The following is a 19,882-nucleotide window of genomic DNA, read 5'->3' on the forward strand; positions in this document are numbered from 1 at the left end:
CTCCCGTAATGAGGTTTGTGATGTCGATGACTCAGGCTGTAGTTGTACTCTGTACCGCACCGGATGAAGCCAGCGCTCAGGACCTGGCGGCTAAAGTTTTGGCCGAGAAGCTTGCGGCATGCGTTACGCTGCTGCCGGGCGCAACCTCGCTCTATTATTGGGAAGGGAAACTGGAGCAGGAGTACGAAGTACAAATGCTGCTGAAAAGCGACGTGGAGCACCAGGAAGCGCTGCTTGCCTGCCTGAAGTCCCACCACCCTTATCAAACTCCAGAATTACTGGTTCTGCCAGTTGCACATGGAAACAGTGAATATCTCTCATGGCTTTACGCATCCTTACGCTAGTCCTGCTGCTTTGTAGCTCGCAGGCCTTCGCCGGGCTTTTTGACGGCCAGAATAAAACCCAGTTTGTGCCGGTGGATCAGGCCTTTGCCTTTGACTTCCAGCAGTCCGAACACCAGCTCACCCTTAACTGGCAGATTAAACCCGGCTATTACCTTTATCGCCAGCAGATCAAAGTCCAGCCCGCCAACGCCGACATTGCGCCGCTTAGCGTCCCCAAAGGCAGCTGGCATGAAGACGAGTTCTACGGAAAAACGGAGATCTTTACCGACCAGCTTTCCCTGCCGGTAACGATAAATTCCGCCAGCAAAGGTTCAACGCTAAGCGTGACTTACCAGGGCTGCGCCGAAGCAGGGTTCTGCTATCCACCGGAAACTCGCGTTGTGCCGCTGAGTGCGGTAGCTCCCCTGGCTCAATCGGGTTCTGCAATGTCTTCCCCCCTATCCCCTGAAGGGGAAATGGCCGGGGTGAGGGGCACAGACAACTCCGCACCTTCATCGCTTCCCTTCTCTTCGCTATGGGCATTTCTGATAGGGATCGGCATCGCCTTTACTCCCTGCGTGCTGCCGATGTACCCGCTTATCTCCGGCATCGTGCTGGGAGGTAAACAGCGGCTTTCAACCGCCAGAGCGCTGCTGCTGGCCTTTGTCTATGTGCAGGGCATGGCGTTGACGTATACCGCCCTCGGCCTGGTCGTTGCCGCTGCCGGGTTGCAATTCCAGGCCGCGCTACAGCATCCTTACGTGCTTATCGGCCTGTCTGCGCTGTTTATCCTGCTGGCCGCCTCGATGTTCGGCCTGTTTACTCTGCAACTGCCCTCCTCGCTTCAGACCCGCCTTGCGCTTATCAGCAACCGTCAACAGGGCGGTTCGGCAGGCGGCGTCTTTGCCATGGGCGCGCTGGCCGGGCTTATCTGCTCGCCGTGCACGACTGCGCCACTCAGCGCCATCCTGCTCTACATCGCCCAGAGCGGGAACATGTGGCTCGGCGGCGGCACGCTTTACCTCTATGCTCTCGGCATGGGCCTGCCGCTGATCCTCATCACCGTCTTTGGCAACCGGCTGCTGCCGAAAAGCGGCCCGTGGATGGAAAGCGTTAAAACCGCGTTTGGCTTCGTGATCCTCGCCCTGCCGGTCTTCCTTCTGGAGCGTGTACTGGGCGACATTTGGGGCCTGCGCCTCTGGAGCCTGCTCGGCGTGGCATTCTTTAGCTGGGCGTTTATTACCAGCCTAAGTGCGAAAAAATCGTGGCTACGTGTACTGCAAATCGCCCTACTTGGCGCCGCCCTGGTTTGCGTTCGCCCGCTACAGGACTGGGCGTTTGGTGCACCTGCGGCCACGCAGAATACTCCGCACCTTAGCTTTAATCAGGTTTCCACCGTTGAACAGTTGGACCAGGCGCTGGCAAACGCTAAAGGCAAGCCGGTAATGCTCGATCTGTACGCAGACTGGTGCGTGGCCTGTAAAGAGTTCGAAAAATACACCTTTAGCGATCCTCAGGTGCAAAGCGCGCTATCTGGCACCGTTTTACTTCAGGCCAACGTGACGGCAAACAACGCCGCCGATAAGGCTTTGTTGAAGCATCTACAGGTGCTTGGCCTGCCGACAATTTTGTTCTTTGACGCCAACGGCAAGGAGCAACCGGCGGACCGCGTAACCGGCTTTATGGATGCAAAGGCGTTTAGCGAGCATTTGCACAATCGCAGGCAGTAAACAACACTTAACCCGTTGGGAAACGTAAGGAGAAGACCGTGCAACGCGAAGAAGTTTTAGAGCACGCCCTGCATGTCCTTGAACGAGAAGGTATAGCCAGCACGACGCTGGAGATGGTGGCGGCCGAGGCCGATTATCCTGTCGACAAGATCCGTCAGTTCTGGCCGGACGGCGAAGCCATGCTGTACGACGCCCTGCGCTATCTCAGCTCGCAGGTAGATATCTGGCGCCGCCAACTGATGCTGGATGAGGAAATGTCTCCTGAGCAGAAGCTGCTGAGGCGCTACCAGGCGCTGGCCGAATGCGTCAATAACCAGCGCTACCCCGGCTGCCTGTTTATTGCCGCCTGCACTTTCTACCCTGACCCAACGCATCCGATCCATCAGCTCGCGGATCAGCAGAAAAAGGCGGCCTGGGAGTACACTCACGAGCTGCTAACCCAGATGGAAGTGGACGACCCGACCATGGTTGCGCACCAGATGGAGTTAGTATTAGAAGGCTGCCTGAGCAAGCTATTGGTCAAACGTAGCCAGGCAGACATAGACACAGCTCGCACGCTGGCAGAAGACATTCTGCGCTTTGCGCTGTGCCGCCAGGGCGGTGCCTTAACCTGAAGCTGCACTTTTTAGCCGCTCTGAATGAAAAGCAGCCAATCAGCATGGTTTCAGCTATTTTTTATGACAAAGCCGTTGACGCCTAACGGCCTTTACGGTTTAATGCCGCCCGTTGCCCGGATAGCTCAGTCGGTAGAGCAGGGGATTGAAAATCCCCGTGTCCTTGGTTCGATTCCGAGTCCGGGCACCACTATTTAGAAGAACCAGCCTACGGGCTGGTTTTTTGCTTTCTGGCGTCTGGACTCTTCATCGAACTAAAGTTCGGTTACTCGTATCATCCTGATACTCGCCCTTCGGGCCAGCGCAAGCACTGTTCAAAAACGTTCCCGACGTTTTTGTACTCATCTCATCCTGATACTCGCCCTTTGGGTCAGCGCAAGCGCTGTTCAAAAACGTTCCCGACGTTTTTGTCCGAGTCCGGGCACCACTATTTAAAGAAACCAGCCTACGGGCTGGTTTTTTGCTTTTAGATTTTTATCTAAAATTTACGTTATCTGGCCAAGAAGACTTAAACAGAAATTATCAGTCAGATATCCCCTGATCTCACAAATCAGGAATAAAACCTTCTTCCCTCAGTACCTTAATCACCCCACGAATCAGATATGAGTTCGAAAACTTCGCCGTATAGATGCGAGCACCTTCTTCTACAGGCTGGAGTAATCCCCGCTCAATCAGCTTACCTAGCTGATAGGTCACCTGCGTCGGTTTAAGGTCAGGTAAAACGGTGCGGAGATCGCCTGCTTTTATCGTCCCCAGCTCAACTGCACGTTTCAGAACTTTCGATTCCAGCAAATTTATCAGTCCTCTCTCCAGCGAAAAGTCGATAGCCGGGTACAGGATTTTTTTGCTCAGGAAAGCATTATTTGTCAGTTGATCGACTTTCTTCAGCTCAGATGAGATCCCCGAAAGGACATATAAGCACCATTCCTCCAGCCCCCGATCGGTTCCCTTATCGGCTAACGAAAGCATGGCGTAATAACGTTCGCGATCGTTACAGAATACCGCTGTCGGATTAAGTACCCTGCCACCCGCCTGAACATTAAAACCATATTTGATCAGTAACGCATACGTCAGCAATCTGACCGTGCGGCCATTGCCATTACCAAATGGATGTATCCAGCCAAAACGGTGATGTACCAGTGCAATCTTCATCAGATCATACTTTGGCTTGTCGGCACGATTAATAAAAGCGGTCAGTTCCACCATATAATCAGGAACACGGATGTGATCCGGAGGAAAATGATCGGACTGGGCGATACTAACGTTATGTTGTCGGTATGCACCGGGCGTTTTATCGCCCTCCTGTTGCAGCCCCACAACTGCCAGGCTATGTAACTCGCGGATAAAATATTCCGTTATCTCATCGCCATTGCTCAGGTATTCGTCAATGAACTCCATCGCGGCTTCAATATTGTTGATTTCTTTGAGCTGGTCTGTGGAACTCTGTGTTCCTTCAACCTTGCTTTCAACATAGTCGGCAAGTGTCGTGTGATTCCCCTCGATCCTCGCAGAACCCAGGCTCTCCAGCATGTGGAAAACGGCTTTCAACTGCGCAAACAGAATAGGGTGGACATCCGTTTCCAGCCTCAGATGCCGTAGTAACTCCAGTTCCGTCAGCGCATCGACCAAAGGGGAGTCAAAACTAGGGTTCAGAAGCGAGAGTTCAAAGTGATTAAATTGAGCCATGATGTTTAACCATCTCAACTTTCTTATAGCAACATCTCAAAAGTGTAGCAAAAATCTCAATATAATCTATGAATTAGATTTTTTGTAATTCCACATTATATCAAATCCTTCCAGCCCACATATCTGATTTATCTTGCGAGGCCAAATAATCACAGGTCCACGCTAAAGGCGGTCAGGTATTTTTTCGCACAACCCTGGGAAGAGAGCATGGGTTAACATTCTTATTGGCGGCCAAAAAGGCCAAAGGCGAGAACAGAGACGGCGGGTGGAACTAACTAAGCCAAAAATTCAGCGCGATAACGCCGCAGGTTATCAGCAGGGAGAGGATTAACTCGAAACTGTAGCGTCGCAACATTATCTGCACTCCAGAAATAAACACCCGGCAAGCCGGGTGTTCGTGTTAACGCTTTAAGCTACCGGGGTTGCCCCGTTAAACTTATGCTGCTGGCTGAGCAGCTGGTTTCACAGCAGCTTTGTGGTGTTTCTTAACGTGTTTTTTAGCGGCCTGTGCTTTCTGAGCAACGGGTTTTACCGCTTTTTTGTGGTGCTTTTTAGCAGCCTGAGCTTTCTGCTCGGTCGCTGGCTTCGCGGCTTTTTTATGGTGCTTTTTAGCAGCCTGGGCTTTCTGAGCGGCAGCTTTTTTGTGTTTCTTATGGTGCGTTACTTTTGCAGCAGGTGCTTTAGCGGCAGCAGGCGCAGCGGCGGTAGTTGCCGGAGCAGCGGCCGGAGCGGTAGCAGTAGTGTCAGCAGCGAAAGCGGCAGAAGACAGACCCATAGCAGCGGCAACAACCAGAGCTAATACTTTTTTCATTTCGACATCCTCGAATTTATTTGAGTGTTAACCCCACTGCGGGGCCGTTGAAATGAACTATAGGCCTGCCGACAAAACTCTTCAGTGAGTGATTGGTATCGGCGTGTAATGAAATGTACAACAAAGAATGGCATCGCTTTTAGCCAAAGGTTTCGGGCAACTCACTCCTCCTCTCTCCCTTCACCCCGTATTTAATCCCTGTATTTTCAATTGATTTTGAATCAGAAACCGCCGGGCCGGGGGGCAATTTTGACCAAAATCAAAGTTGTATATGATTTGCACGTTAAACGGTGGATATCGTCGGCACTCCTGGATATAAACACGAACGATAATAACTATCATTAACATTTATATGGATGGATGATTATGCCAGGGACACGTAAAGACAGGCTCGCTTTCTCTACCTTACCGCTGTTTGTCGTCACCTCTGTTTCGGCAACGGTAGCGACACCGGCTCAGGTGAACGCCCCATCTGAAGAAACGATGATTGTCAGCACCAGCCGCTCGGATCTCAACCTGTGGAACAGCCCGGCAACCATTCAGGTGATTGACAGCAAAGCGCTGGAAAACTCAACCAGCGTTTCGGTTGCCGACGATCTGCGGGATATTCCCGGCGTGGAAATTACCGATAACGCCCTCGCGGGGCGCAAGCAAATACGTATCCGCGGCGAAGCCTCATCGCGTGTGCTAATCCTCATTGACGGCCAGCAGGTGACCTACCAGCGAGCCGGGCAGGACTATGGCGCAGGCTTACTGATTGATGAGTCGGCACTTGAACGCATTGAGGTCGTTAAAGGCCCTTACTCCGTACTCTATGGTTCCCAGGCCATCGGCGGAGTGGTGAATTTCATCACCAAAAAAGGCGGAGACAAGCCGCTGGGCGGGATAGTAAAAGCGACTTACAACTCGTCGACAGCTGGCTGGCAGGAGTCCGCTGCGGCATGGGGAAGTATTGGCCGTTTCGATTATCGAATCAACGGAAGCTATTCAGATCAAGGCAACCGTGATACGCCGGATGGCCGCCTGAACAATACCAACTTCCGCAACAACGGCCAGGGCATCTGGCTGGGCTACAACTTCGATCGTCATAAAATTGGCCTCTCGCTCGATCGCTACCGCCTCTCCACCCAAACCTGGTATAGCGATACCGATAACCAGTTTGATGCCTTCAGCGTCAAGATCCCCGATATGACGCGTGAAAAAATAGGGCTGTTTTACGATTTTGATGCCGACGGCGACTACCTGAAAAAAATCCATCTCGATGCGTATAGCCAGACTATCGCCCGCACGTTTGAAAACGAAGTCGCCACTACGCAGGCGATCCCGTCGCCGATGATTAAAGCGCTGACGGTCAGAAACCAGACGCATACCAACGACAAGCAGTACACCCAGGGGGTCACGCTGCAAAGCAACTTCTCGCTACCGGCGAATAATGATCTGGTGATAGGCACACAATATCAACACGATAAGCTTACCCAAACCTCACGGGGCTACACGCGCCAGACGGCAAAAACGGGATTCTTTGATATCGAAACCCGCACCCAATCCCAGGATGAGTCAGAGCAAAGCAACACATCGTTATTCGCCCAAAATGCCTGGCAATTTGCGGACGACTGGACCTGGACCCTTGGTGCCCGCCAGTACTGGCTGTCGTCAAAACTGGTGAAAAGCCACTCTCAGAAGGTTGAAAATGGCGTAGCAACCAGCAGGATTGCAAACGGCCAGACCACCAGCGATAACCAGTTTGTCACCTCCACCAGCCTGAATTATTCAGGATTTAAAGATATTGAACTGCGTGCGGCCTTTGCTCAGGGCTATGTCTTCCCGACCCTGACGCAGCAGTTTATGCAGACCTCAGCAGGCGGCGGCGTAACTTACGGCAATCCGGGCCTCAACGCCGAACACTCCAATAACTACGAAATGGGCGCCCGCTATAAAGGCAATATGTGGATGATAGACAGCGCCGTCTATTACTCAGAAGCAAAAGACTACATAGCCTCTCTGGCCTGCAACGGGCAGGCAGTCTGCCAGGGCAATACCAGCGGTTCTCGCAGCAATTATCGCTATTACGACAATATAAATCGGGCCAAAACGTATGGCATGGAGCTGAGTGCGGAATACAACGGCTGGGCAGTGTCTCCTTACGTGAGTGGCAATATCTTGCGTCGCCAGTATGAAGGCAGCTCGTTAAAAACATGGAACACCGGCGAGCCAGGCCTTAATGGCCGTGTCGGAGTGAAGCATACGCTGCTGCTCAATGCTTTTAACTTAACGTCGGACGCGTTTATTCGCGCAGCCTCCAGCGCACGAGACAGCACCAGCGATGCCGAAAAACGTTATCCAGGCTGGGCAACACTAAACCTGGCATTCAACGCGGAATTTGGTTCGAACGACCAGTATCAAGTTAACCTTGCGCTAAATAACCTGACAAATAAACGCTATCAGACCGCTCAGGAAGCGATCCCGGCGGCAGGCTTTAATGCGGCAGCCGGCTTTGGGTGGAAGTTCTGATGAGCAAAAACATCGCAGCCCTGCTGTTAGCGCTTGCCGTTTCAGTTTCTGCCGGCGCCAGCGAACGACTTGTTGTCGCCGGGGGGTCACTAACCGAGCTGATCTTCGCCCTGGGTGCAGGCCAGAATGTCGTCGGCGTGGACGAAACAACCGCCTGGCCGCCGGAAACCGACAAATTGCCCCATATCGGAGCCTGGATGCAGTTAAGCAGCGAATCTATCCTCTCGTTGCGCCCCACCACGTTTATTACCTGGCAAGATGCGAAGCCACAAATCGTCTTTGAGCAGCTTCGAAAGCTAAAGCTAAATGTTCTGACTCTCCCGCGTATTCCGGCCACGGTTGACCAGATGTACGCCAACATTCAGACACTTGCCAATGCCCTGGCGCGCCCTCAGCAGGGCGAGGTATTGATCGCTAATCTACAGCAACGGCTTGATGCCATTGCAAAAAGTAGCGCGCAAAAAAGTCACCCCGTAAGAGCCATGTTCATTCTCTCCGCCGGAGGCAGCCTTCCCCAAGTGGCGGGTGCAGGCAGCGTCGCGGATACCATCCTGAAGATGGCGGGCGCCAATAATATTGCCCGGCATCGCCAATACCAGAGCTACAGCACCGAAGCGATGATCGCCGCGAACCCGGACGTGATTGTGGCTACCACTCAAATGACGCAAGGCGACCCCAACGCGCTGAAAGCCATCCCCGGGATCACGCTCACCTCCGCCTGGAAAAATAAGCGCATAGTCATTATCGACCAGGCGTTGATTTTAGGGATGGGGCCGCGAATCACAGAAGCCGTGGAACAGCTGCATCACCAGTTTTGGCCGGAGCCCGGCCAGAACGGTGAGTTATTTTTTGAAAATATGAGCGATGTTAATAATGAAACCTGAACTGGATCTCAAATCCCACTTCGCATTGCCCGGCGGCCAGCCCTTTAAAGATCGTCACGCCACCATGCCGTGGCGCGGTGCAATGCCCATAGCCAAAGAACAGCTTGAGCAGGCCTGGCAGAACGTTATCAATACTCCCGCGCCCGCAGGAAAACGGCTGGTATACCTGCATATCCCCTTCTGCGCAACGCACTGTACTTTCTGCGGTTTTTATCAGAACCGTTACGAAGAAGATCATTGTGCCCGCTACACGGATGCCCTGCTGCGAGAAATAGAACTGGAGGCCAGCAGCCCCCTGCATCAGTCCGCGCCGATCCACGCAATCTATTTTGGTGGCGGTACGCCTTCCGCTCTGTCAGCCAAAGATCTGGCCCGCATTATCACCGCCCTACGCCGCAGCCTGCCGCTTGCCCCTGACTGCGAAATTACCATTGAAGGCCGGGTGCTGAACTTTGACGATGAGCGGATAGATGCCTGCCTGGACGCAGGAGCCAACCGCTTCTCTATTGGCATTCAGTCGTTTAATAGCAAAATACGCAAAAAAATGGCGCGCACGTCAGACGGCCCAACCGCCAGGCGTTTTATGGAAAACCTCTGCAAGCGCGATCGCGCCGCGGTAGTTTGCGATCTGCTGTTTGGCCTGCCGGGGCAAGATCAAAAACTGTGGGCAGAGGATCTGGCTATTGCGGGAGACATCGGCCTCGACGGCGTCGATCTCTATGCTCTCAACCTGCTGCCTCAAACGCCGCTTGGCAAAGCGGTGGAGAACGGCCGGGTTGCGCTTCCCTCACCTTCTGAACGCCGCGACCTCTATCTTCAGGGCTGCGAATTTATGGATGATGCGGGCTGGCGCTGCATCAGCAACAGCCACTGGGCACGCACCACGCGCGAACGGAATCTCTACAACCTGTTGATCAAACAGGGTGCGGACTGCCTGGCATTTGGCTCCGGTGCAGGTGGCTCGGTAAACGGCTACTCGTGGATGGTCGAACGCAATCTGGAAGCCTGGCACGCCTCCGTTGCCGCTGGCAAAAAACCACTCATGATGATGACCCACACAACGGACCCGGGCTATCGCTGGCGGCACCGGCTACAGTCCGGCATCGAAACCGCCCGCGTGCCGCTTGATGAACTGACCGCTCGCGCCAGCGAGCTTCAGCCGCTGTTAACCCAATGGCACGCGGCGGGCTTAACGCGCGACAGCTCCACCTGTCTGCGCCTGACGGACGAAGGCCGCTTCTGGGCCAGCAATATTTTTCAGTCTCTGCAAATACTGCTCCCCGCGCTCAATACGCCTGAAAATACGGACCAAAAACCTCAAGGAGTTACCCAATGAATCCCGTTTCCCTCGAAGAATATTTAAAAACGCAGCCGGACGGCACCCTGGAATCCATCGCCGCCCAATACAGCACCACGCTGCTGGATGTAGTCAAGCAGCTGCCCCCGCTGGCGCTGGTGGGCGGCGAATATTTTGATACCGTGTGGGATGCGGTGGCCGAATGGGGCAGCGTCACCACGCTGGTTCACACCGCAGATGTTATTCTTGAATTCTCCGGCGAGCTTCCTTCTGGCTTCCACCGCCACGGTTACTTTAACCTGCGCGGGAAGAAAGGCATGACGGGGCATATCAAAGCGGAAAACTGCACCCACATCGCGCTGGTCGAACGCCAGTTCATGGGGATGGACACCGCTTCGATTCTGTTCTTCAATCAGGCGCAGAGCGCGATGCTGAAAATATTTATTGGCCGCGACGAACATCGCCAGTTGTTAACCAGCCAGCTTGCAGCCTTCCGCATGCTGGCTCAAAAACTAAAGGAAAGTACTGCATGACGCCGTGGTTAATTTTTGGAGCAGGTGGAAAAGGGGTTGGGGCTTTAACCGCGATGCTGGCGCTTAGCGAAGGGCGCAGAGTTATTGCACTCGTGCGCAATGAAGAAGCCGCGCAAAACTTGCGTAACGCCGGAGCTGAAGTTGTCTTCGGCGACGCCTGCGATGAAGCGCGCGTGGAAGAGGCCTGCCGCCTGGCGGGAACGGAAGCCACGGTGATTTCAACCATGGGCGGCTCGCAGGATTATCTTGCCCACCGCACGGTTATCGACTGCGCCGAAAAAGCGGGTATTTCGCGTATGGTGCTGGTCACCTCGCTTGGCTGCGGTGAAAGCTGGCCCTGGTTATCCGACCGCGCAAAAGCAGCATTTGGCCAGGCCGTACGGGAAAAATCCCTCGCAGAAAGCTGGCTGCAAACCAGCACGCTGGACTTCGCCATTCTGCGCCCCGGCGGCCTGCTTCACGGTGAACCAACGGGCAAAGCCGTTCGCAGCCAGCACACCGAAATCCACGGTCTTGTTATGCGTGCAGATGTTGCCGCCCACGCCGCGGAACTGGCTCGTTCACCCAGCCTTAACGGTCAGGTTTACGGTCTTGTTGAACCGGGGTTAAAACCCGCCTGATACAGCGCCGGGCTTTCGCTTTTCTGGCGGTATTGCCCGGCCTGCTCTTCCCTCCTGCTACACTTCCAGGTAATTATCGAAGGATAACTAACCTGAGAAGAAGGCAGAAAACCACATGTCCGAACACAACTATCAGCCACCAAAAGTCTGGACCTGGAACAAGACCGACGCCGGTCAGTTCTCCAGCATCAACCGCCCTGTTTCCGGCCCGACCCACGAAAAAACGCTGCCGGTAGGCAAACACCCGCTGCAACTCTACTCGCTCGGCACGCCAAACGGCCAGAAGGTCATTATCCTGCTGGAAGAGCTGCTAGCGCTGGGCGTTAGCGGCGCAGAATACGACGCACACCTGATCCGCATCGGCGAAGGCGACCAGTTCTCCAGCGGCTTTGTGGAAGTGAACCCAAACTCAAAAATCCCGGCGCTGTTTGATCACTCGGTCACTCCGCCGCTGCGCGTATTTGAGTCCGGCAACATCCTGCTTTACCTCGCAGATAAATTCGGCCACTTCCTGCCGAAAGATATCGCAGGGCGCACCGAAGCGCTGAACTGGCTGTTCTGGCTGCAAGGCTCCGCTCCGTACCTGGGCGGCGGTTTCGGCCACTTCTACCACTATGCACCGGTAAAAATTGAATACGCCATCAACCGCTTTGCGATGGAAGCCAAGCGCCAGCTGGACGTGCTCGACAAGCAGCTCGAAAAACACCGCTTTATCGCCGGAGATGAATACAGCATCGCCGACATTGCCATCTTTACCTGGTATGGTTCGCTGGCGAAGGGTGGCCTGTACGAATCCGCCGAATTCCTCGACGTGGCGTCTTACAAGCACTTTGGTCGCTGGGCCGATGAAGTCGCCAACCGCCCTGCGGTAAAACGTGGCCGCGTGGTTAACCGCACCTGGGGCGATGTTCAACTGGCCGAGCGCCATGACGCATCTGATTTTGACACCTTAGGTTTATAAGCCCCTCCTCCAGCCCTCTTCCCGAAAGGGAGAGGGTCTTTTTCCCGCAGCACCCGCTTACTCAAATCACACAAATGATAATTATTTGCATTTAGCTATAGCAACAGCTATGTTTTATAGCATGTGCTATAAACGCTGAATCAATAATCACTCGTGAGGGAAGACGATGCCCGGGAAATTGAGACTTACACAGATAATACTGGCGGCCGGCACGGCGCTGATGATGCTTTCTGGCTCCGCGCTGGCGCAGGCAAAATTTAAAGCGGTGACCACGTTTACCATTATTGCCGACATGGCAAAAAACGTCGCCGGAGACGCCGCAGAGGTAGAGTCCATAACCAAACCGGGCGCTGAAATCCACGAATACCAGCCCACGCCGGGAGATATTCGCCGGGCGCAGGGCGCGCAGCTGATCCTGACTAACGGCCTCAACCTTGAGCTGTGGTTTGAGAAGTTTTATCAGCACCTGAAAGGCGTTCCCGAAGTCGTGGTAACCACCGGCATCCAGCCAACCGGCATTACCGAAGGGCCTTATAACGGCAAACCTAACCCGCACGCGTGGATGTCGCCGCAAAATGCGCTGATCTACGTCGATAATATCCGCGATGCCTTCGTCAAATACGACCCGGATAATGCCGCAGTGTATACACGCAATGCAGAGATTTATAAGCAGAAAATCAAACAAACTATCGAACCGCTGCGCGCAGAGCTGGCAAAAATTCCCGCCGACAAGCGCTGGCTGGTGACCAGCGAAGGCGCATTCTCTTATCTGGCCCGCGACTTTGACCTGAAAGAGCTTTACCTGTGGCCCATCAACGCCGACCAGCAGGGCACGCCGCAGCAGGTGCGCAAAGTCATCGACAGCATTCGCAAATACCACATTCCGGCAATTTTCAGCGAAAGCACCATCTCAGATAAGCCCGCTCGCCAGGCAGCAAGAGAGTCGGGCGCTCAATACGGCGGCGTGCTGTATGTCGACTCTCTGAGCGCCGCAGATGGCCCGGTACCGACCTATATTGACCTGTTGCGCGTGACCACCAGCACCATCGTCAATGGCATTAATGAAGGGCTAAAAAAATGAGTCGCCGGGCAGGAATTGTCGTCCAGGACGCCAGCGTCACCTACCGTAACGGCCACACGGCGCTGAGGGCGGCGAGCTTTGAAATTCCGACCGGCACCATTGCCGCGCTGGTCGGGGTTAATGGCTCCGGGAAGTCCACGCTGTTTAAAGCGATTATGGGGTTCGTGCGCCTCGCCAGCGGCAGCATCTCGATACTGAGTCTGCCCACTCGCCAGGCACTGCGAAATAACCTCGTTGCCTATGTACCTCAGTCCGAGGACGTTGACTGGACATTCCCTGTGCTGGTTGAGGACGTTGTAATGATGGGCCGCTTCGGCCATATGGGGATGCTGCGTATTCCCGGCAAAACAGACAAGCTGGCGGTAGAAAAAGCGCTGGCTCGGGTCGGGATGAGCGAGTTCCGTAAACGCCAGATAGGCGAGCTTTCCGGCGGCCAGAAAAAACGCGTATTCCTGGCACGCGCCATCGCCCAGGACGGCCAGGTGATTCTGCTCGATGAGCCGTTCACCGGCGTGGACGTGAAAACCGAAGAGCAAATCATCAGCCTGCTGCGTGAACTGCGTGATGAAGGCCGCACCATGTTGGTCTCCACCCATAATCTCGGCGCGGTAACCGACTATTGCGACTATACCGTGCTGGTTAAAGGCACCGTGCTGGCCTGCGGCCCAACGGCAGAAACCTTTACTCAGGAAAATCTTGAACTGGCATTCAGCGGCGTGCTGCGCCACGTCACGCTGACCGGGAAAGAAACCAGCGTGGTAACCGATGACGAGCGGCCATTTATCCGCGGCGCGGCGCTAAAAGGGGAGCCGTAATGTCAGTTCTGCTTGAGCCGTTCAGCTATGGCTACATGTTCAACGCCATCTGGGTTTCGGCGCTGGTTGGCGGCGTCTGCGCTTTTCTCTCCTGCTACCTGATGTTGAAAGGCTGGTCGCTTATCGGCGATGCCCTTTCCCACTCCATCGTTCCCGGCGTGGCCGGGGCCTACATGCTGGGTCTGCCGTTTTCTATCGGCGCGTTTTTCTCCGGCGGCCTGGCGGCAGGCACCATGCTGTTTTTGAACCAGCGCACGCACCTGCGGGAAGACACCATCATCGGCCTTATCTTCTCGTCGTTCTTCGGCCTCGGGCTGTTTATGGTGTCGCTCAACCCCACTTCGGTAAATATTCAGACCATTGTGCTGGGGAATATTCTCGCCATTGCGCCGTCCGACATCGTGCAGCTGGCGATTATCGGTTTCGTCTCGCTGGCTATTCTGCTGCTGAAATGGAAAGACCTGATGGTCACCTTCTTCGACGAGAACCACGCGCGCTCCATCGGCCTTAACCCGCTCTGGCTGAAGGGCTTGTTCTTTACTCTGCTCTCGGCAACAACCGTAGCTGCGCTGCAAACTGTGGGCGCATTCCTGGTGATTTGCATGGTGGTCACGCCGGGCGCGACGGCTTACCTGCTGACCGACCGTTTTCCTAAGCTGCTGGTGATTTCCGTCACGCTGGGAACCCTGACCAGCGCCTTCGGCACCTGGATAAGCTACTTCCTTGACGGCGCAACGGGGGGCATTATCGTGGTTCTGCAAACCCTGCTGTTCCTGCTAACCTTCGTGTTCGCCCCTAAACACGGCCTGCTGGCTAACCGCCGCCGCGCGCGCCTGAGCCTGGAGCAAACGCCATGAGCCTGTTAGACACCCTGCTTTCTCCTTTTGAATTCGGCTTTATGATCAATGCCCTGGTGATGACCACGCTGGTCGCTATCCCGTGTGCGCTGCTCTCTTGCTTCCTGGTGCTCAAAGGGTGGGCGCTGATGGGCGACGCCATGAGCCACGCGGTGTTCCCCGGCGTGGTTATCGCCTGGATGGTGGGCCTGCCGCTCGGCGTAGGGGCATTTGTTGCCGGGCTGTTTTGCGCCTTTGCCACCGGCTATTTGCAGGATAACAGCCGCATCAAACGCGATACGGTTATGGGCATCGTCTTCTCCGGCATGTTCGGCGCGGGGCTGGTGCTCTACGTCTACCTCAAGCCGGACATCCACCTCGACCATATTCTGTTCGGTGATATGCTCGGCGTAAGCTACAGCGATATCCTGCAAACTGGCGCCATTGTGCTGCTTACCGCGCTGGTCGTAGCCCTGAAATGGCGGGACCTGCTGCTGCACGCTTTCGATCCTATCCAGGCCCAGGTTTCCGGCCTCAACGTCAAGCTACTCAACTATGGCCTGCTGTGCCTGGTTTCGCTGACCATTGTTGCGGCGCTGAAAGCCGTGGGGATCATTCTCGCTATTTCGCTGCTTATCGCGCCCGGCGCTATTGCTTCGCTGCTGACGCGCACTTTCCTGTCGATGATGCTGGTCGCCGTGACGCTGGCTATCGTGATTTCTTTCGCTGGCGTCTATCTCTCGTTCTTTATCGACAGTGCGCCCGCCCCTACCATCGTAGTGCTCTCCGCGCTGGTATTTATCGCCGCTTTTATTCGGGCCACCATGAAACAGAGCCGAATGGAGGCCATCACGCAGCAACCCTGACGGCACTTTTATGGTACAAAGTATCTTCTCTCTTTTCGCCAGTATCAGGGTTGCGCCATGAGCTACACCATCGACATCATTTCCTGCATCACCGACCGTTTTGTCGAACTGACGGCCACCGAAAAGCGCATCGCCCAGTTTATTCTGGACGATGTGCAGTCTGCCGCGACGCTGCCGATTGCCGAGCTCGCCCGCCTGACGGAAACCAGCCAGGCCTCGATAACCCGCTTTGCCCGCGCCATTGGCTGTAAAGACGTGCGCGAGCTGAAGGTAAAACTGGCTCAGTCGCTGGCGGTTGGGCAGCGCTTTATTCTCGACGTGCCGGATCTCGAAGGCGTACAGGGAATTTATGAAACCATCATCAACGTGCTGGAGATTAACCGCCGGGTGCTTGACCCTCAGTCGCTGAAAAAAGCGGTGGCGTATCTTAGCGATGCCCGCCAAATACTGGCGCTGGGGATGGGCGGGGGCTCAACGATTTGCGCCCAGGAATTACAGTTTCGCCTGTTCCGTCTTGGCCTGCCGGTCGTCAGCCAGAGCGACGGACTGCTGGTCAGAATGATGGCAGCCTCGGTGTCATCTAACGACGTGGTGGTGGCGTTATCGCTGGGCGGCTACACGCCGGAAGTGGTGGAAAGCGCCGCGATTGCCCGCCAGTATGGCGCGAAGGTCATCGCGATTACGCCGCAGGAAACCCCGCTGGCGCAGCAGGCAGATATCGTGCTGCCGCTGGTTGTCAGAGAAAACGACTACATCTTTAAGCCCAGCACCTCGCGCTATGCGATGCTGGCGATGGTTGATGTGCTGGCCACCGAACTGGCGATGTCCAACAAAAGCCAGGCTAAAGACCGGCTGCGCCGCATCAAGCTGGCGCTGGACAGCCATCGCGGCGGCGTGGATCGCCAGCCGCTTGGGGATTAGAGTCTTAGCCCCGGTCAGCCCGGTAGCAGGTCACATCCACTTCAACTTTACAGTCCACCACCAGGTCCGCTACGCAGCAAACGCGGGCCGGCGGGTGGCCGCCAAAGAAGTCGCGAAACACCTTATTAAATGACTGAAAATAGCGGGCATCGGTCAGGTAAACCTTCACATGTACCACGTCGGCCAGGGTGTAGCCCGCTTCGGTCATGATATCCACGCAGTTCTGAATCGCCAGCTGTGACTGTTCGACAATACCGCCTTCAACCACTTCTCCGTCTTTCATCGGCGTCTGGCCGGAAACATATAGCCAGCCTGCCGCTTCAACGGCTTTTGCAAACGGCAGGTTCTGCCCGCCGGTTCCGGTACTGGCGCCAACGCCATAACGTTTAATGCTCATCGTTGCTCCTTTTTCATAAATTATGCCTGCCGACGCAGGAACCTTCCCGCGCGGCCAGTTACCTGTTGCCCGGCGCCATAGCTCATCACGCCGTTAACCATGACGGCTTCAATACCTGCCGCAGGCTGCTTCGGATGACTAAAGCTCGCCACATCACGGACCGTAGCCGGGTCAAACAAAACCAGATCCGCATAATAACCGCGCTTCACCAGCCCGCGCTCGGGCAGTTGAAAACGCGCCGCCGACATGCCCGTCATCTTATGGACTGCTTCGGTGAGCGGGAACAATTTCTCATCGCGGCTGTAGTGCCCGAGCACGCGCGGGAACGCGCCCCACAGGCGAGGATGCGGCATCGGGTCGTTGGGCAGCCCGTCGGAGCCAACCATCGTTACCGGGTATCTCAGCACGCGACGCACGTCTTGTTCGTCCATGTTGTAATAAATTGCTCCGGCGGGCATCAGTAATTTTCCCGCTTCGTGAAGCGACATCGACCAGCTCTGCGCAATCTGCTTCAGGGTCTGCCCCGCCACTTCAGGGTGAGGCCCGGACCAGGTAATGATGATGTCGAACTCGTCGGTTATCTGTTTCATATCCAGCGTCGAAGAACTCGCCGAATACGGGTAGCAGTCACAGGAAACATCCTGTTGCTGGCGTACCTTATCGAACAGCTTCAGGGTCTCAACCGTGCGCCCCCAGTTTTTCGCTCCGGCACATTTGTGGTGCGACACCACCACCGGCACGTTGCCGTGGCGGCCAATACGGAAGGCCTCATCGAGCGCATCAAGGATAGGTTCGAACTCAGAACGCAGGTGAGTGGTGTAAATACCCTTTTCTGCCGCCAATTCTTCCACCAGCGCCATCACTTCTTCAGTAGAGGACTGAAACGCACTGGCGTACGCCAGGCCGGTGCTAAGCCCCAAAGCGCCCTGCTGCAAGGCCAGCTTTAACTGCTTGCGCATGGCGCTGATTTCATCCGCCGAAGCGGTGCGGAACAGGTCATCCATCTGGTTGTTACGCAATGCGGTATGGCCGACGAGCGTGCCAACGTTGATTGCCGGGCGCGCCTGCTCAACCGCGTGGGAGTATGCCTCAACGGTCGGGTAAATAAATTGTTCCGCTTCGCCGAGCAGGTTCATCGGGTCCGGGACCTGCGTTTTGATAGTCGCTCCAGCCGCGCTGATACCGCAGTTGCCGACAATCACCGTGGTCACGCCCTGGCTAATTTTGGGCAGATATTCAGGGAAACGAATAACGTTGATGTCGTCATGTGTGTGAACGTCAATAAAGCCGGGAGCCAGCACGCGCCCGCCGCCGTCAATTTCACATTCGGCTTCGCCGGTAATGGACGGGGCAATATCGGCAATACGGTCGCCCAATACCGCAACGTCGGCGCGATATTCCGCCCCGCCCGAGCCGTCAATAACGGTGACATTCCTGAAGAGATAATCAAACTTCATCTGCGCCTCACGCCAATAATAATCTGCGTGCAAGTTAACCATTTACAAGCCGGAAAAACAGTGAAAAACTAAACAAAACACCGATAAATCAATGATACTTTTATTCATTTATCAATGGTAAAAATTAAAAATAATATATTTAACAACACATTAAAATTGATACTTAATCTGAAAGAAAGAATAACCCCGGAGGAAGTGTGTTATGAAATACCAGGAAATTAACCTTGTACCCCATAAGTCAGCCCTCATTAACCCCCCCGCCAATATCCTGAATGAAGACGTCTGCCTGCCCGCAGCCGTCATCAAAAAATCAGCCCTGAAAAGCAATATCCGCTGGATGCAAAGCTATGCGGATGCACGCGGCGTTTCGCTCGCCCCACACGGTAAAACCACCATGACGCCGTGGATTTTCCAGCAGCAGCAAAAAGCCGGAGCCTGGGCAATTGGCGTCGGCAGCGCCTGGCAGGCGAGCATTGCCATGGTTAGCGGCATCCACCGCGTTCTGATGGTGAACCAGCTGGTTGGCAAAGCGAATATGGCGTTGATTTCACAGCTGAAGAAGAAGTACCCCGACGTTGACTACCTGTGCTGTGTGGACAGCGAGGCTAACGCCCGCGCACTGTCGGCCTTCTTTAGCCAGCAGGGACAAACGCTGGACGTACTGATTGAGCTTGGCGTGCCCGGCGGCCGCTGTGGCTGCCGTAGCCCGGAACAAGCTTTGGCCCTGGCCGGGCAATTAGCCGACCTGCCGGGTCTGCGCCTGCGGGGCCTCGAGATGTACGAAGGCGTGCTGCACGGCGAAAACCCTCAGCCGAAAATCGAAGCACTGCTGCGTGATGCCGCCGCGCTGGCCTGTAATCTGGAACGCTATGTAGAAGGTGAATTCCTGCTAACCGGCGCAGGCTCGGTCTGGTATGACGTTGTGTGCAACATCTGGCTGGCCGCAGAAAAACCGGCCAACTGCCGCATCGCAATTCGCCCTGGCTGCTACATCACCCACGACGCCGGTATTTATCAGGAAGCGCAGGAACAGTTAATGGCTCGGGACCAGGTTGCCTGCGATCTCGGCGGGGACTTAACTTCAGCTCTGGAACTGGTAGCGATGGTGCAGTCTGTCCCGGAAAGCGACCGTGCGATTGTGAACTTCGGCAAGCGAGACAGCGCCTTCGATGCTGGCTTGCCGCAGCCTGTCGCCCATTACCGCGAGGGCAAAGCGCTGGCCTCCCCGGCAGAAACCATCGAAACAACCGGCATTATGGATCAGCACGCGATGCTGAAACTAAAACCGGGCATGGATGTGCAGGTTGGCGATATTCTGGTGTTCAGCACCTCCCACCCTTGCCTGACGTTTGATAAATGGAAGGCGCTGCTGCTGGTGGACGACGAGTATAACGTGCTGGATGAGCTGGAAACGGCATTCTAATTTTTACCCTCACCCTAACCCTAACCCTCTCCCTAAAAGGGAGAGGGGATAAAAAACAATGCTGTCCTGAATTCCCACTCTGGGGAGAGAAGATGAAAGAGCACTCAGTCCTGAGG

At 55.1% G+C, this 19,882-nt stretch carries 19 protein-coding genes and 1 tRNA gene; 16 read left to right on the top strand and 4 right to left on the bottom strand.

Features of this window, described 5'->3' with window-relative positions:
• The first annotated feature begins 20 nt into the window (after nt 1-20).
• From cutA to FOC35_RS06980, 4 genes are all read left to right on the top strand, one after another.
• The gene (gene cutA / locus FOC35_RS06965; protein WP_039897826.1) at nt 21-344 is read left to right on the top strand and encodes a divalent cation tolerance protein CutA; all 324 of its coding nucleotides are present in this window, start codon (nt 21-23) and stop codon (nt 342-344) included.
• Nucleotides 320-2,053 (top strand): protein-disulfide reductase DsbD, encoded by a 1,734-nt coding sequence (locus tag FOC35_RS06970; protein ID WP_172568519.1) that lies wholly within the window; start codon nt 320-322, stop codon nt 2,051-2,053. Before cutA ends, FOC35_RS06970 begins: the two co-directional genes overlap by 25 nt.
• 38 nt (nt 2,054-2,091) lie before the next feature.
• Nucleotides 2,092-2,667, top strand: a complete 576-nt coding sequence (locus FOC35_RS06975) for a transcriptional regulator (protein ID WP_172568520.1) — start codon at nt 2,092-2,094, stop codon at nt 2,665-2,667.
• Between the two features lie 114 nt (nt 2,668-2,781).
• Nucleotides 2,782-2,857, top strand: a tRNA-Phe gene (locus FOC35_RS06980).
• A 353-nt stretch (nt 2,858-3,210) separates the two neighbouring features.
• Here FOC35_RS06980 and FOC35_RS06985 read toward each other — a convergent pair.
• Together FOC35_RS06985 and asr are read right to left on the bottom strand one after the other, a co-directional pair.
• Nucleotides 3,211-4,353 carry a Fic family protein gene (locus tag FOC35_RS06985; protein WP_172568521.1) on the bottom strand — a complete coding sequence of 381 codons (1,143 nt, stop codon included), beginning with the start codon at nt 4,351-4,353 and terminating at the stop codon, nt 3,211-3,213.
• A 436-nt stretch (nt 4,354-4,789) separates the two neighbouring features.
• Entirely contained in the window at nt 4,790-5,164 is a 375-nt protein-coding gene (gene asr, locus FOC35_RS06990) for an acid resistance repetitive basic protein Asr (protein ID WP_172568522.1), read from the bottom strand.
• A gap of 366 nt (nt 5,165-5,530) precedes the next feature.
• On the opposite strand from asr, the gene FOC35_RS06995 reads away from it, so the two are divergent.
• The 11 genes from FOC35_RS06995 to FOC35_RS07045 all read left to right on the top strand — a co-directional run bounded on the left by FOC35_RS06995 (nt 5,531) and on the right by FOC35_RS07045 (nt 16,489).
• The gene (locus FOC35_RS06995) at nt 5,531-7,675 is read left to right on the top strand and encodes a TonB-dependent siderophore receptor (RefSeq protein WP_216845782.1); all 2,145 of its coding nucleotides are present in this window, start codon (nt 5,531-5,533) and stop codon (nt 7,673-7,675) included.
• Nucleotides 7,675-8,559 carry a hemin ABC transporter substrate-binding protein gene (locus FOC35_RS07000; RefSeq protein ID WP_172568523.1) on the top strand — a complete coding sequence of 295 codons (885 nt, stop codon included), beginning with the start codon at nt 7,675-7,677 and terminating at the stop codon, nt 8,557-8,559. The genes FOC35_RS06995 and FOC35_RS07000 overlap by 1 nt, the downstream gene beginning before the upstream one ends.
• A complete protein-coding gene (gene hutW, locus FOC35_RS07005) occupies nt 8,549-9,895 on the top strand; it encodes a heme anaerobic degradation radical SAM methyltransferase ChuW/HutW (protein WP_172568524.1) in 1,347 nt (448 codons plus the stop codon). The genes FOC35_RS07000 and hutW overlap by 11 nt, the downstream gene beginning before the upstream one ends.
• Entirely contained in the window at nt 9,892-10,389 is a 498-nt protein-coding gene (gene hutX, locus FOC35_RS07010; protein ID WP_172568525.1) for a heme utilization cystosolic carrier protein HutX, read from the top strand. Before hutW ends, hutX begins: the two co-directional genes overlap by 4 nt.
• Entirely contained in the window at nt 10,386-11,009 is a 624-nt protein-coding gene (locus FOC35_RS07015; protein WP_172568526.1) for an SDR family oxidoreductase, read from the top strand. Before hutX ends, FOC35_RS07015 begins: the two co-directional genes overlap by 4 nt.
• Before the next feature lie 115 nt (nt 11,010-11,124).
• Nucleotides 11,125-11,970: a glutathione-dependent disulfide-bond oxidoreductase gene (gene yghU / locus FOC35_RS07020; RefSeq protein ID WP_172568527.1), complete on the top strand. Its 846-nt coding sequence runs from the start codon at nt 11,125-11,127 to the stop codon at nt 11,968-11,970.
• 166 nt (nt 11,971-12,136) lie between these two features.
• Nucleotides 12,137-13,051 (top strand): metal ABC transporter substrate-binding protein, encoded by a 915-nt coding sequence (locus FOC35_RS07025; protein WP_016517518.1) that lies wholly within the window; start codon nt 12,137-12,139, stop codon nt 13,049-13,051.
• Nucleotides 13,048-13,866 carry a manganese/iron ABC transporter ATP-binding protein gene (locus FOC35_RS07030; protein ID WP_172568528.1) on the top strand — a complete coding sequence of 273 codons (819 nt, stop codon included), beginning with the start codon at nt 13,048-13,050 and terminating at the stop codon, nt 13,864-13,866. The genes FOC35_RS07025 and FOC35_RS07030 overlap by 4 nt, the downstream gene beginning before the upstream one ends.
• Nucleotides 13,866-14,723, top strand: coding sequence for an iron/manganese ABC transporter permease subunit SitC (gene sitC, locus FOC35_RS07035; protein WP_016517516.1), 858 nt, complete (start codon nt 13,866-13,868; stop codon nt 14,721-14,723). The genes FOC35_RS07030 and sitC overlap by 1 nt, the downstream gene beginning before the upstream one ends.
• Complete coding sequence (locus FOC35_RS07040; RefSeq protein ID WP_172568529.1) at nt 14,720-15,568, top strand: metal ABC transporter permease; 849 nt, start codon at nt 14,720-14,722, stop codon at nt 15,566-15,568. Before sitC ends, FOC35_RS07040 begins: the two co-directional genes overlap by 4 nt.
• A gap of 57 nt (nt 15,569-15,625) precedes the next feature.
• Complete coding sequence (locus FOC35_RS07045) at nt 15,626-16,489, top strand: MurR/RpiR family transcriptional regulator (protein ID WP_172568530.1); 864 nt, start codon at nt 15,626-15,628, stop codon at nt 16,487-16,489.
• Nucleotides 16,490-16,493: 4 nt separating this feature from the next.
• On the opposite strand, the gene FOC35_RS07050 is transcribed toward FOC35_RS07045, so the two are convergent.
• Together FOC35_RS07050 and FOC35_RS07055 are read right to left on the bottom strand one after the other, a co-directional pair.
• Entirely contained in the window at nt 16,494-16,886 is a 393-nt protein-coding gene (locus FOC35_RS07050; RefSeq protein WP_172568531.1) for a RidA family protein, read from the bottom strand.
• Nucleotides 16,887-16,906: 20 nt separating this feature from the next.
• Nucleotides 16,907-18,343 (bottom strand): amidohydrolase family protein, encoded by a 1,437-nt coding sequence (locus FOC35_RS07055; protein ID WP_172570334.1) that lies wholly within the window; start codon nt 18,341-18,343, stop codon nt 16,907-16,909.
• A gap of 202 nt (nt 18,344-18,545) precedes the next feature.
• On the opposite strand from FOC35_RS07055, the gene FOC35_RS07060 reads away from it, so the two are divergent.
• A complete protein-coding gene (locus FOC35_RS07060; RefSeq protein WP_172568532.1) occupies nt 18,546-19,766 on the top strand; it encodes an amino acid deaminase in 1,221 nt (406 codons plus the stop codon).
• Nucleotides 19,767-19,882: the final 116 nt, after the last annotated feature.

The sequence above is a fragment of the Cedecea sp. FDAARGOS_727 genome, from assembly GCF_012273235.1.
GTDB lineage: Bacteria > Pseudomonadota > Gammaproteobacteria > Enterobacterales > Enterobacteriaceae > Cedecea > Cedecea davisae.